Below are 12,778 nucleotides of genomic sequence, written 5' to 3' on the forward strand. Positions count from 1 at the left end.
TGCTCCTTCGTCAGCCCGTCGGCCCGCGGCCGAGGGACGTCCTGCCCACGATGAACGGCAGGCGTGTTGGGTCGCCGGTGCAGTCGAACAGCGCGCGCACCGGGTGGATGTTCTTGACGCCGACCAGGGCGTCGATCAGGGCCTGCAGCTTCTCGCGCCGGCCGCTGGTGCTGAAGCCGGCAGCCAGCATCAGCCAATCGCGCCAGGCCGACTCGAAGCGCGCCATGTCGTCGGCGCCGATCCAGCACACCACGGGCAGCAGGTGCACTGGCATCTCGCGGCGGAGGGTCTCCTCGACGAAGCGGCGGAAGCCGGCGTCCTGGAAGCGCCCGGCATAGGCCGGCAGCACCACGTGCACGCGGTGGCTGTAGGGGTCGGCGTCCAGGCAGTCGGCACAGTCCGGGTCGACGCACAGCGGCATCAGCGGGTCGTCGGCCTCGCGCGGGCGCAGCAGGATGTGCTCGACGAGGTACATGCCTTCCCCGCTGTAGTGGCTGCGCAGGTAGGCCAGGGTCTCGGCGATGGCCGCGTCCATCGCCTCGGCGGTGTCGAAGTAGTGGATGCGGCGCGCCAGCACCTCCCCGGCCGCATCGATGATGTTGAAGTAGTGCCGGCCATCGCTGGTGCGCAGCCGGCGGTAGCCCTCGGGCAGCTGGGCGCGGGCAATGGCCTGCACCATCTCGGCGCGCGCCGCCTCCGGCGTGGGGTAGCGCGTGCTGGAGCTGAGCAGGATGGTGTGCGTGACCGCGTGGCGCACGCGGAAGCGGTACTCGTCGGTGGCATCGGGTACCGCATCGACCTCGTCGTAGAGGTCGTAGCTGGTCAGGCCCAGGTTGCGGCGCGACCAGTCGGCAATGCCCAGCAGGCCGGCGACGCGGCGCTCCAGCCCGCTGACATTGGGTGTGTTCCACACATCCTCGGCCGTCGGCGGCCGCGTGTCCATGGCACCGGCGCGGTGGGTCACGGCCGGTGCCACGTCACGCAGGAAGCGGCAGGCGTCACCGATCACCGCGCCGGGCGGCGTGCCGAAGGCTGCCGCCATGGCGGCGGCGTAGCCGCTGAAGTCGTCGGCCAGGCGGGACACGAGGTGGTCCAGCAGGTGCTGCTGGCGGGCCTGCGCGTCGGCTTCGGGCTCGGTGGCGTCCAGCAGGGCCTGCGGGCTGGCCCCGGGGCCGTACAGGGCCTCGCCGGCCTCGGCGCTGGCCAGCTGCACGATCTGGCTGGCGAGCACGTGCGGGCGTGTCACCGCCCCCGGCGCAAAGCGGCCGGCGACGGCTTCCAGCACCGCCGGGTCCACCGACAGCCGCTGCGCCGCCACCGACAGCAGCGCCGTCTGGTCGGCCATCAGCTGGTCGAACAGCAGCAGCCAGCCCTGCAGCTGCAGGGCCTGGGCGCGCCGGCGCGCATCGGCGCGCGACGGCAGGCCCTGCGCACCGATGCCGTAGACGGCCGGGAAGTCGAGCTGGAACGAGGGCCAGTCTTCCAACGGGCGCGCACGCCCGGCGGGCGGGGTCGGAAGGTCGAGGGGGCGCGGGGTCTCGGTCGCGTCGCGCGCCGCCTGGCGCAGTGCCGCCAGCCGTGCCGCCACGGCCGCTGGCATGGCCGCCAGCGGCCAGCCGGCCACCGGCAGCCCGCGCTGCGTGAACACCAGCCGGCCCTGGGCGAGCGACAGGCGTGGCAGCCGGCCCGGGCGCACGGGAATGCGCCACGGGTTGGCGACCGGCACCGCGTCACCGACGACGGCGGTGGGATCGGGGTCGGGCGTGGCCACGTCGTCCGGCGCATCCTCGTCGGCGCGCGCGATCGGGTTCAGCGTGATCGTTCGCAACGACACCACGCCGGGCACGGCAGCGGCCGCACGCATCACGTCGGACAGGTGGATCTCCGCCGGCAGCGTGCTGGCCTCGAGTGCCGCGGCATCGACGAAGCCGGCCGCGGGCAGCGGGCCGTCCAGCAGGTCCGGCATCGCGACCCCGGCGGCCAGCCGTTCGGCAGAACCGTGCACCGCCAGTGGCGGCGACAGCACGTCGGACACGGCCAGCAGCAGCCGTGCCGCCGCCTCGGTGACGTCGGTGCCAGCGGCCAGGTCCACCTCGCCGCACAGCGCGAAGAACTCGGCGCGCACGGTGCGCACCTCGATGACGTCCTCGCCGAGGTTGCGCGTGGTGTCCACCGCGCGACGCACGTCGGCGAGCACGGCGTCACGGGCGGCCACGGTGCCGATGTCGTCGGTCAATTCGATGCGCACGCGGTACAGGCCACCGAGCACCACTTCGCGCCACTGGTCGTGGGCTGGCGGCGTGCGGCGCAGTTCCTGGCGCCGCAGGTCGACGACGAGACGTTCGTCGGTCACCGCCTCGATCCAGGCGTTGCGCACGCCGTCGATGTCGATCAGCCGCCGTCGCCAGTCGGCCACCGTGAACGCCCGGCAGGGCAGCACCTCGGTGGGGGCATGGAAGGCCGCCGCCCCGCCACCGACGAGCCGGTCGGCCAGCGGCAGGGTGTGCCGGTAGGACAGGTCCACCAGCGCGTGGCAGGCCATCTCCAGCATCGTGATGCCGGGGTCGTGGGCGTTGTGGTCGGTCCAGTTCGACGCCGAGAGCTCACGCAGCTGCGCCAGGCCCTCGTCGAACAGTGCACGCGCCTCGAAAGCCGGATTCGGATCCGGCGTGCGGGAGATCCGCTGCGGCACCGGCTCAGGCATCGTGCAGTTCCTCGATGCGGTGGGCGGGCGCGGAGACCAGGATCTCGTCCGGCGCCTCGGGCAGGATCTCGTACCGGTCGTCGTGCTGGCCTTCGTGCACGAGGCGGAAGTCGCTGACGAAGTCCACCTCGGGCAGCGATTCCACGAACGCCAGCAGCGCCGAGCGCAGCACCCGGCCGCCGAAATTCAGGCTGGCCGGGGCGTCGAAGGCCCAGGGCGACAGCGCGCGCCGCAGCGCCAGATCGACCTGCGCGGCGGCGAAGTTGAAGCCGTGGCCGGGTCGCACCCGCAGCTTGAAGGCCAGCTGCACCGGACGGTAGCGCGGATTGCGCACGTGCACCTGCGTCTGCGGTGCGCTGCGGGCCTGCAGGTGGGCGGTGATGCGCGTCAGCGTGTCCAGGTCCACGCGCGGCTGCAGCGGATCGGGCGTCTCGGTGCCGTGCAGGTCGGGCAGCACGATGACGCTGACATGGCCCGGTGCCAGCCAGGACGTGTCGCTGGCATGCGGCACGCACTTGGCGCGCCAGACCTGCGGAAAGGCCTGCAGCACCAGGTGCTCCAGGTCCCAGCTGCTGACGGCGCGGTTGCGGTGGCGCAGGCGCTCGGCGGCCCGGCGCGCCAGCGCGGCCGGGTCCTCGGCCAGCGCGCCGCCGAAGGACGCGTAGGGCTGGCTCACGCGCTGCAACCCCGGCATCGCGGACCTGGCCTTGGTGACCGACGCTGGCGGCAGCGGGGCCGCCAGGCGCGCCGGGTCGTTGCCCTGGTCGACGAAGACGGCCTCCACCGCGTTGGCGTGCACGCCCAGCAGGTCGCAGGCGGCGCGCGGTGCCGCAGCGACCGTGGCCCGAAGCCACACCAGGCCCGCGGGGCAGCGCAGGTGCTCGGTGCTGGTCTCGCGCGGCAGGGCCACCGCCAACAGGCCGCTGGTGCGCAGGCCGTTGGTGGTGTCCAGCAGGCCCTCGGCGGTGCCCAGCGTGCGCCAGGCGTCGTCGGCGAGCACCGACCAGGTCACGGCTTGCGCCGGCGCCAGCGGGTCGGCACTGCCTTCGGCGGCCTGCAGCAGCAGCGAGACGGCATCCCCCGGGCCGACGCCGGACAGCCCCACCATCAAAGCCCCGGCCTCGATGTGCGCGGGCAGCAGCGTGATAGGGCCGGGCGGCGCCCAGGGCCGCTGCTGCGTGAGCCAGGCGTGCTCGCGTGCCACACCGAGGGCGTCGACATGGAAGAACTGCACCGCGGTGTCGGTGAACGCCGCCTCGGTGGCCTCGGCCAGCGCGCTGGCGTCACTCTGCGCGCTGTAGTCCAGCACCAGGGACTGGAGTTTGGGCGTGTAGGGCGGATTCAGCACCTTGGGCACGAAGCCCGCAGGATCGGCCGGCGGGGTGACCGCGGCCATCGCGTCGCGCAGGTGGTCCGCATGCAGCAGGTCGTCTTCCAGGGTCAGCGTCAGGAAGCCGGCACGGCCGCCGCCAGAGGGCAGAGGGGTGCCCGGGCGCAAGCCGGCGCGATCCCCCAGTCGGCCAGCCAGGCGCGGCGCGACGCGCGGCGATATGGCCGCCATCGGCCGTGCAGCCACGGCGGCGGCCGAGGTCTTGCGCCCGGCGCTGCTGCCGCTCCAGTGCAGTGCCGCGGTGCGCTGTTGCGGTGTGGCCGACGGCGCCGGGCTGGCCGGGTCCACCTGCAGCGTGACCGGCGCTGCATGGCGTGGCAGCAGTGTGTGCGTGCCGGCGGCGTGCACATGGCCTTCGCTGTCCTGCCAGGTCAGGCGCGCGGCCACCCCGCCAGTCAGGCTGCCGCGGCGTGCGTAGCCGTCGTACCAGGCGTACAGGTCCGCGGGCGCGCCCAGCCAGTCCAGGTGCAGCGTCAAGGCCGTCAGCGGCTTGCCCAGGGCCTCGGCGCAGCCCACGTGCAGGCGAGAACCGCGCACCGGCTGCGGGCCGAAGGGCAGGAAGGCCTTGCGGGCGTCAAGCACGGCCTCGTCGTTCTCGAGCAGCAAGGCGCGCAGCCCCTGCGCCTGCACCACGACCTGCACGCTGCGCAACGACAGACCGGAAAGCACGCGGCCATCGGCGTCATCCCGCAGCAGCAGTTGCAGCACGGGCAGGGCAGCCGGGTAGCCGTGCTGGTGCAGCGCCGGATCGTGGTCGATCACGGCAGCCTGCTCGGCGCCGAGGGGCACCGTCAACGTCAGCAGGTCGCCTTCACGGCGGCCGGACACCGCCAGCGGGCCGATCCAGCCTTCCGGCCCTGTGGCCCAGGCGTCGAAGGCCGCGGCGATGCCCGCCGCCGTCTGACCGGCCGGCCAGGCGCCGAGCCGGAGCTTCAGCTGCACGCTGCGCTCGCCCTCGGACAGCCGCAGCAGCGTCGATGCCACGGCAAAACCCTGAGGTGCCGCGGGAAGGTCCGCGTGGCCGAAGGGCGCCCAACGCGGTCGCTCCGGCGGCAGCGCCTCGCCCAGGCCGTCCGCGGAATCCGCTTCAGGCGCAAACCGCAGACGCGGCCCGTCGTGCCACAGGCTGGCGAGGCGCTCCACATGCCCGGCGCCGACGACGGTCTCGCGCACCGGGGCATAGAGCTGTTCGATGCCGGCCTCGTCCTTGCCGGCGCTGAACCGGTGATCCGGCGCCACGGCCCACGGCGCCACGCCCTTCTTCGACTCCAGCACCAGGTGCACGCGATCGGGGCGGGCCGGCATGGGCCTGAAGCCGAGCACCTGCTGCATCTGGTGCTGCAGGTGCTCGCCCGTGAAGCCGTCGAGCAGCGCCTGCGGGCGGGCGAGCAGGCGCAGGAACGCCAGCAGCAGGGCATGGTGCGGGGCGGCACCGCCGCCGGCGGCCTGCAGGTCGGCCACGGTACCGGCGGGCAGGAAAGGCAGCCAGTTGCCGGCGGGCGCGGCGGGGTCCGACGGCACGTGGTGCAGCCGAGCCGCCAGCGCGCGCAGCGCGGCCAGCAGCCCGTCGGTGTCGCGCCCGTCCAGCGGCGCATAGGCTGGGTTGCGCCGTGGGTCGTCGCGGTCCGGGCGCGACGTGCCGGGCGCGGCGACCTGCGCCAGGAAGGCGGCGGTCGGCGGGGACGAGGCGGGCGTGTCAGCCATGGTCAGCCTGCACCTGCGGCACCGGGGGCCCGGGTCTCGCGCAGCTCGTTGGCGTCACCCAGGTAGTACGGGTGGACGAGGTTGAAGCGCGAATTCGTGCTGCGCACCGCGTAGTCCAGGCGGATGTGCAGCACGCCTTCGCGGGCCTGGCTGTCGTCCACCGACAGCGCCAACACCCGGATGCGCGCCTCGTGCACCAGCAGCGTGGTGCGGATGCGGTCCTCGAGCAGGGTGCGCAAGGTGGTGGACAGCGGCTCGAACAGCAGGGCCGACAGGTCCAGGCCGAAGTCCGGCGCCAGCGGGCGCTCGCCAGGCAGGGTGCCGAAGAGGATCTGCAGGCTCTGCCGGATGTCGGCCTCGTCGTCGACCATGGCCACCCCGCCGCCGTCGAAGGACGGCGGGAAGGCCCAGCCACGGCCGAGGAAATGGGGGACGTCGTCGCGGCTGGCCATGGCGTTCAGTTCGTCAGTCCCGTCAGCCCAGCTGCACCTGCGCACCGGCCACGGTGACCGTGGCGCCGCCCTTGAGGTCCAGCGTGGCGCCGGCTTCCAGCGCGCCGGTGCTCGTGGCCTCGATGGACAGCGCGGACGCGCTGCGGATCTGCACGCCACCGGCGTCGAGCACGATGCGGTTGCCGTGCTGGTCCTCCAGCGTGATGCCGCCGGCGCCGTCGTCGAGCACCAGGGTGTTGCCCCGCGGCGTGCGCAGCGTCAGCGCACCGGTGCCGTCGTCGAACAGCAACTCGATGCCGCTGCGGCTGCGATAGCCCTTGTGGTCATTGGCCGTGTCGGGCGGCATCGGTGCCGGATGGGCACTGGAGTGCAACATGCCCAGCACCACCGGATGGCGCGGGTCCTCGTCCAGGAAGCCCACCAGCACCTCGTCGCCGACCTCCGGCCGGAAGACCCAGCCGCGTTCGTCGCCGGCGTCCGTGGCCAGCAGCCGCGCCCACAGGCCGGCACCGCCGGCATCCACCAGCGGCAGCCGCACGCGCACGCGGAATTCGCCGTCGGGGTCGTCGATCTCGGTGACCACGCCGCACTGCAGGCCCGAGACGGGCGCCAGCAGGCTGGCCGCACGACGCTGTTGCAGGCGCTGCGCGTGGGCCTCGTCGGGCGCTGGCTGGCCGAGCTGGAGGTGCGTCTTCCAGCCCTGCTGCGTGTCCATGTCGTGGCGCACGCCGGTGACCAGGGCGTCGCCGTCGAAGCGCTGGCCCAGGCCGGCCAGCGTGACCGTGTCGCCCGGCTGCACGGTGCCCAGGCCGGCGCACTTGGCGCGGCCGCGCAGCAGGCTGGCCTGGGCCTGCAGCCAGGTGCTGCCCGCCAGCAGGGCCGCCTCGTCGGTGTGCAGGGCCGCGTGCCGCAGCACACGCTCCGCGGCGCCGGCGGCCTCGGCCAGGGTGTCGGGTGCGAAGCTGCCCGGGGCGTCGAAACCCGGGTCGGCGGCGTCGGCCAGGTCCACCGCCTGCTGGTCCGGCTGCCAGCTGGCCACCTGCAGCGCCTGCGCCTGCAGGCGGGCGTCGACCTCGCCGTCGAAGGCCAGCAGCGTGGCGCCGAAGCGCAGCTCGGCCACGGCGCCGCCAAGCTCGGGCCCGACGACCACCAGGCGGTCGGCGCGGGTGCAGAGGTTCAGACCGCAGGCGCGGGCGCGGGCGACGATGAAGTCCCAGTCGCTGCAGTCGTGCTGCACGAGCTGCGGGTGCCGCACCGTCGTGGTGGTCACCTCGGCCGACACGCCGGCCGCCGAGAGCAGCGACTCGATGACGTCGCTGTCCGTCTGGTCCTGGAAGACGGCGCTGCGGCGGGCCACGGTCAGGCCCGTGGCCGCATGCCGGCAGTCCACCTGCAGCAGCGGCGGAGCAGACTCGCGCATGCGCAGCCGCACACCGGTGACCTGGCCGACGAAGAGCGTGGTCAGGTCGCGCCCGCTGCCGGCACGGATCTCGACCGCCGCGCCGGGGTCGAACAGCGCGCTGTCGGCCAGGGCGAAGCTGCCGGCCGCGGCACTGCCGTCGACGTAGCTCAGCTGCGCGCTGGCGACCCGGTTGGCCAGCGCCACGATGGACACCGCCTGCAACGCGTGCTCGCGCGGCACGGGCTCGCCGCCGACGAGCACTCTGAACTCGCGGTGCGTGGCCGCAATCGGCAGGGTGCGCTCGGCCACCGGCATGGTGCTACCGGTCCAGTGGCGGGAAACGCAGCCGTGTGCCGGCGGGCAGCCGGCGCAGGCCGTCCAGGCCGTTGACCCGCGCCACCTTCACGCCCAACGTGGCGTCGCCGTAGATCTCGTGGCACAGGCCGGCGAGTGTCTGGCCGGCGCGCAGCACACGCACATGCGTCAGGTCGGGTGAACTGTCCTGCGCCAGGGCGACACGGGTCTGGTCCTCCACCGCGTCGACGAAGGTGGCGCTGATGGTGGCCCGCAGCGGCGTGCCGTCGGGCTTGAACAGCTTGTAGGCCACCGAGGCACTCTTGAGCACGCAGCGCTTGACCTGGATCGTGCCCCACGCCACCAGCAGGTAGTTCGGGCGGTGGATGTCTCCGTTGTAGCCGGTGAGGGTGGTGAAGGCGTCGACCTGTTCCTGCACGTCGATCTTCACGCCATTGGCGCCCGTGCCGTCGAGGAAGAAGGCCAGTTGCAGTTCGCCGGGCTTGACCTTGCTGAAGTCCATGCGCGCGCCGGTGGTGCCGGAGCCCTGGCCGCTGTCGTATTCCATCTCCCAGGCCAGCGTCAGCTCCGACGGGTTGACGTAGGCGGTGAAGGTGCCGACCAGGGATGACTCGGCATGGTCGGGCGTGCTGTACGCCCGCACGACCAGTTTCTCGAGCCGCCCACCCGCCATGGTTCAGGGCTCCTGGCGCTGGCGCAGCACTTCCAGCACGCGCTCGACGCATTCGGCCACCAGCGCCTGCCGGTCGTCAGCCGGTGCCGGGGGCGATGCGGCGCCGCCGCCGGTGGCGTTGTCCACGCTGACCTGGATGACGACTTCGGTGATCTCGACAGGCATGGGCAACCTTCATCCGCGATCGACGCGGAAATGGCGGTAGGCGAGCGTCAGCGTCTCGACGACGAAGGCGTTCGCGGTGGCGTTGAGCTCCGACAGCGCCCACTTGACGGGGTAGGCACCGACGACATGCCAGGTCACGAGCGGGTTGTGCTCGGCGTCGAGCAACGTGACGTCGACGTCCCGCGGTTCGATGTCGAAGTCGTCGATCGCCTTGCGCGCCCACTCCCAGACGCTGCTGGCGCTGAGCAGGCCGCGCTTGAGCACCAGATCGCCGTACTTCATGCGGCCCGGGTAGCGCTGCGTGAAACGGTTCTCGCCGCCTTCGGGCACCTCCTCGGTGCCGCTTTCCACCGACAGCCCGCCGACCTCGACGAAACGCAGGTCGTCGGACTTCGGGGCGTCCAGCCCGAGCACCTCGACGCGGAAGTGAAAGCCGACCGGCGGCGTGTACATCGGCGTGCCGTCACTCGTTCTGGAGTTCGAGGCCTTCGTGCGCGAGCTCGATGGACTCGATGGCCACCTCGTTGCCGGTGGCCTTCAGCGCCGGCCCTTCCACCTTCACCGGGAAGGCGTTGTGCGCCTTCCAGACCATGACCGGCTCGTGGTTCTCGTTGAGCAGCGCGACGACGATGTCGCGCCGCTCGACGGTGTTGAGCTTCACGGTGGACAGCCACTGGAAGAACTCGTTGTCCGCCTTGACGATGCCGCGCTTGAGTGTGAGGTTGCTGAACTTGCGCAGGCCGGGCATCTTGATCGACGAGTACTCGGGGAACGAGCCGTCGCGGTACTCGATGGCCTGGTTCTCCTGGGTGAGGCCGGCCACCTCGGTGAAGCCGATGCGCGTGCCGCCCCACTGGACGGAGAAGTGGAAGGCGGGCAGCGGATATTGCTGGGGCATGACAGTGTCCTTCCTTCGCGGGTCAGCTGGTCTGCAGCTTGTGCGAGAACTTCAGGATGATGAATTCGGCCGGCCGCACCACGGCCATGCCGATCTCGACGTTCATGCGGCCTTCGAGGATGTCCTGCGCGTTCATCGTCGTGCCCAGGCCGCAGCGCACGAAGAAGGCGTCCTTGGTGGTGGCGCCGGCCAGCGCGCCTTCGCGCCACTTCTGCGTCAGGTAGTTCTCGATCATCCCGCGCACCTTGACCCAGGTGTTCGCGTCGTTGGTCTCGAACACCGCCCAGTAGGTGCTCTTCTTGATCGACTCCTCGACCATCGTGAAGAAGCGCCGCACCGGCACGTAGCGCCATTCGTTGTCGTTGCCGGCCAGCGTGCGCGCACCCCAGACGAGCGTGCCCTTGCCGGCGAAGGCGCGGATGGCGTTGATGGACTTGCCGGTGGTCGGGTCGACGTTGAGTTCGTCCTGGCGCGCGTTGTCCAGCCGCACCATGGGCTCGACGACGTTCATGAGGCCGACGTTGGCCGGCGCCTTCCAGACGCCGCGCGCGGTATCGGTGGCGGCGTAGACGCCCGCCACGGCACCGCTGGGCGGCACGACGACGTAGTGATCGGCCAGCGCGGCCTTGGCGGCGTTGTAGGCCGCCGTGTTCCAGGCCGCATCGGTGGGGTCGCCCAGTTCGGCCAGCGTCACCGGGGCGCCGGCCGGGCCGGGCGGCTCGGTGATGGTGACCGAGACGTTGCTTTCGTCCGGCAGCACATGGTGGTTGTAGGACGTGCGCAGGTGCGGGTAGTACAGCGCGCCATGCTTGAGGTGCTGGTTGCCCACACGCGCGCGGTTGGCCAGCAGGGCTGCGTTGTCCTGCGCACCCGCACCACCGAAGAGGTCGAGGATGGCGAAGCGGTCGCCCAGGCGGCCGCACTGGGCCAGCATGTTCTGCGCCACGTCGTCGTAGCCCGTGCCGCCGAGGCCCGCGGCCTCGGGGCAGACGAGCAGGGTGGGCTCGTCTTCGAGCGCCACCAGGTCCATGCCGGCTTCCAGGGCCACGGCGTCCGGCGCTGCGCTGTAGTCGCCGACCGACACCACGTAGCACTTGCCACCACCGTTGTCGAAGAACATCTTGACCGCGTACCACAGCAGGTGCGGCGTGGCCGGCGGCGTGACCACCGCGGTGTAGCCATCGGCCGCCGGGCCGGTGAGGGCCACGCCGATGGCTGGCCCGGCCGGCGGGCCGTAGTGCTGCTCGAACTCCGCGAAGCTGTAGATCTTGGTCGGGCGGTTCAACAGGTCGCCGTCGAGCACCCTGGTGGCCGTGGACGTGTAGCCGACGAAGGCGGGAATGGCCGACTCGACCTCGGCCACCGACGGTGGAAAGACCGAGATCTCCTCGACATAGACGTCCGGGGTTCTGTAGGTCGGCATGGCGTGCGACTCCTCGGGTTCAGGGCTGGCTGAGGTGAACGACGAACTGCGCGTCGTGACGGTCTGCGCCGGGCTGGGGCAGGTGGCCCACCAGCACGTCGCCGTTGCGTTGCAGTTGCAGGCCGCGCGGGCCGCTGGCGCGCCGCGCCACCGCCGCGCGCGACTGGAACAGCGCGATGCGGGCGTCGCCCGCGGGGTCGAGCAGGTCGGTGCCCAGGTGGCTGGCACCGAAGCCGGCGGCGGCGATGCGGTCGAACTCGATCACCGGCCGTGCGTCGGCCACCGCACCGGCATCGACCACGTTGACCTGCGCGAACTGCGCTTCGTCGAAGTGCGAGGCCACCACGTAGTAGCGCAGTGTGTCGCTCGCCGCGGCGAAGTCCAGCGTGAAGGTGTGGCCCGCTGCAACGTGACTGGCGGCCACGTTGAGGTCGAGCAGGCCCCACAGGCCCTGCAGGTCGGGATCGACGCGCAGGCGGCGCCGCACCGGCGGCCCCAGGCCCTGTTCCTCGACGAACCAGTCGCCCCGTGGCAGCGCCATCGGCAGGGTCCAGCCGTCGTCAGCGGCCTGCAGTTCGGTCTGCATGACGAGCGCGCCGGCGGCGTCGAACAGCCGCATCGCCAACGGACGGGCGGTGTCCTCGGCCGACAGGCGCGGCCGGTGGCCGGTGACCTGCAGGCCCTGCGGGCCGGCGAGCGTGTCCGGGTCGGCACTGTTGTCCCAGGCGCGCACCAGACCGGGCGCGATGCCGTCGTCCGCGGTCACACCGGCAAACGCCGTGCTGCTCGGCACGAGCCCGAAGCTCAGGTTCACGCCGGTCAGCGGTGCCCGGGGTGCATCGGCCTCGTCCACCTCCATCAGGACATGGAGCCGACCACCGCGCTCCCGCGCCATCGCGTGCACACCCGCCAGGCGCTGCTGCGTGGCTGGCGGCACGACGAAGCGCAGTGCATCGGTGATCCCGCCCCAGAACGCATGCCGCACTTCCAGGGTCCAGAGGGTGCGGAACGCGATGCGGGCCATGCCGATGCCCCTAGCGTCCGCCGACCGAGGCCTGGATCACCGTGATCGGCAAGCCCGTGCCCTGCGGCTCGCTGTCCTGCAGCACCACCATGCGCAACCGGTACAGCACCGACGGCAGCTGCCGCGCGCCGATGGCCGACCACATCTGGCTGACCTGCTCCGGCCCCCAGCTCAGCAGTTCCATCGTCAGCCGCTCCACGCCCGGCGGCAGATCCGGCGACTCGGCGGCGCTGAACACCGGGCGGGCCTGGAAGAAGGCCATCAGGTGCGACAGGGTGCGCATCGCGGTGCCGTACTGCTGGAAGCGGCCGGCGAACAACAGCACCAGGTTCAGCCGCAGCGGCGGCGGCAGGCTGACCTCGCGGCCACCGACGAGGGTGCGCTCCGGCAGCTGGCTGCGCAGTGCGCGTTCCTCCTCGACCTGGAACATCAGCAGCCGGGTCGTGTCCATCGGCCCCGTCCAGCGGCCGGCGTCGTCCACCACCGTGCCCGGCGTCACCGCACCGAGCTCGCTGCCCGTCCGCCGCAACAGGTGGGCGTTGGCCTCGTCGGCCAGGAATTGCAGCGCGGTGTCGATCACCTGCCGGGTTCTATGCCTCGCTCGCCGGGCCGGCAAACCCTAGGGCTA

Annotated in this window: 11 protein-coding genes; all 11 read right to left on the reverse strand. The window is 72.3% G+C overall.

Annotated features, from left to right (window positions below; all coding sequences use genetic code 11):
* Positions 1-10 precede the first annotated feature (10 nt).
* The 11 genes from ENE75_RS21550 to ENE75_RS21595 are packed head-to-tail and all read right to left on the reverse strand — an operon-like array spanning position 11 to position 12,730.
* Entirely contained in the window at positions 11-2,704 is a 2,694-nt protein-coding gene (locus ENE75_RS21550) for a contractile injection system baseplate wedge protein (RefSeq protein WP_128200547.1), read from the reverse strand.
* Positions 2,697-5,798, reverse strand: coding sequence for a baseplate J/gp47 family protein (locus ENE75_RS21555; RefSeq protein ID WP_128200550.1), 3,102 nt, complete (start codon positions 5,796-5,798; stop codon positions 2,697-2,699). The genes ENE75_RS21550 and ENE75_RS21555 overlap by 8 nt, the downstream gene beginning before the upstream one ends.
* Before the next feature lie 2 nt (positions 5,799-5,800).
* Entirely contained in the window at positions 5,801-6,250 is a 450-nt protein-coding gene (locus ENE75_RS21560) for a gp25 family contractile injection system sheath assembly initiator (protein WP_128200551.1), read from the reverse strand.
* A 22-nt stretch (positions 6,251-6,272) separates the two neighbouring features.
* Entirely contained in the window at positions 6,273-7,967 is a 1,695-nt protein-coding gene (gene vgrG / locus ENE75_RS21565; protein WP_128200553.1) for a type VI secretion system tip protein VgrG, read from the reverse strand.
* Positions 7,968-7,971: 4 nt separating this feature from the next.
* Positions 7,972-8,640 (reverse strand): CIS tube protein, encoded by a 669-nt coding sequence (locus tag ENE75_RS21570; RefSeq protein ID WP_128200555.1) that lies wholly within the window; start codon positions 8,638-8,640, stop codon positions 7,972-7,974.
* Positions 8,641-8,643: 3 nt separating this feature from the next.
* A complete protein-coding gene (locus ENE75_RS25135) occupies positions 8,644-8,805 on the reverse strand; it encodes a DUF5908 family protein (RefSeq protein WP_199232385.1) in 162 nt (53 codons plus the stop codon).
* 9 nt (positions 8,806-8,814) lie between these two features.
* Entirely contained in the window at positions 8,815-9,258 is a 444-nt protein-coding gene (locus tag ENE75_RS21575) for a phage tail protein (protein WP_128200557.1), read from the reverse strand.
* 10 nt (positions 9,259-9,268) lie between these two features.
* Positions 9,269-9,703 carry a phage tail protein gene (locus tag ENE75_RS21580; protein ID WP_128200559.1) on the reverse strand — a complete coding sequence of 145 codons (435 nt, stop codon included), beginning with the start codon at positions 9,701-9,703 and terminating at the stop codon, positions 9,269-9,271.
* Between the two features lie 22 nt (positions 9,704-9,725).
* On the reverse strand, positions 9,726-11,126 hold the full coding sequence (locus ENE75_RS21585; RefSeq protein ID WP_128200561.1) for a phage tail sheath family protein: 1,401 nt from the start codon (positions 11,124-11,126) through the stop codon (positions 9,726-9,728).
* Between the two features lie 19 nt (positions 11,127-11,145).
* Positions 11,146-12,150 (reverse strand): hypothetical protein, encoded by a 1,005-nt coding sequence (locus ENE75_RS21590; protein ID WP_128200563.1) that lies wholly within the window; start codon positions 12,148-12,150, stop codon positions 11,146-11,148.
* A 10-nt stretch (positions 12,151-12,160) separates the two neighbouring features.
* Entirely contained in the window at positions 12,161-12,730 is a 570-nt protein-coding gene (locus tag ENE75_RS21595; RefSeq protein WP_158289040.1) for a contractile injection system cap protein, read from the reverse strand.
* Positions 12,731-12,778: the final 48 nt, after the last annotated feature.

Origin of the sequence: Rubrivivax albus (assembly GCF_004016515.1) — a bacterium.
Taxonomy (GTDB): domain Bacteria; phylum Pseudomonadota; class Gammaproteobacteria; order Burkholderiales; family Burkholderiaceae_C; genus Rubrivivax; species Rubrivivax albus.

Excerpts from the sequence above, each read along its gene's own strand:
- ENE75_RS21560 (WP_128200551.1), bottom strand. The coding sequence starts at position 6,250 with ATGGCCAGCCGCGACGACGTCCCCCATTTCCTCGGCCGTGGCTGGGCC.
- ENE75_RS21575 (WP_128200557.1), bottom strand. The coding sequence starts at position 9,258 with ATGTACACGCCGCCGGTCGGCTTTCACTTCCGCGTCGAGGTGCTCGGG.
- ENE75_RS21580 (WP_128200559.1), bottom strand. The coding sequence starts at position 9,703 with ATGCCCCAGCAATATCCGCTGCCCGCCTTCCACTTCTCCGTCCAGTGG.
- ENE75_RS21570 (WP_128200555.1), bottom strand. The coding sequence starts at position 8,640 with ATGGCGGGTGGGCGGCTCGAGAAACTGGTCGTGCGGGCGTACAGCACG.
- ENE75_RS21550 (WP_128200547.1), bottom strand. The coding sequence starts at position 2,704 with ATGCCTGAGCCGGTGCCGCAGCGGATCTCCCGCACGCCGGATCCGAAT.
- ENE75_RS21555 (WP_128200550.1), bottom strand. The coding sequence starts at position 5,798 with ATGGCTGACACGCCCGCCTCGTCCCCGCCGACCGCCGCCTTCCTGGCG.
- vgrG (WP_128200553.1), bottom strand. The coding sequence starts at position 7,967 with ATGCCGGTGGCCGAGCGCACCCTGCCGATTGCGGCCACGCACCGCGAG.
- ENE75_RS25135 (WP_199232385.1), bottom strand. The coding sequence starts at position 8,805 with ATGCCTGTCGAGATCACCGAAGTCGTCATCCAGGTCAGCGTGGACAAC.
- ENE75_RS21590 (WP_128200563.1), bottom strand. The coding sequence starts at position 12,150 with ATGGCCCGCATCGCGTTCCGCACCCTCTGGACCCTGGAAGTGCGGCAT.
- ENE75_RS21585 (WP_128200561.1), bottom strand. The coding sequence starts at position 11,126 with ATGCCGACCTACAGAACCCCGGACGTCTATGTCGAGGAGATCTCGGTC.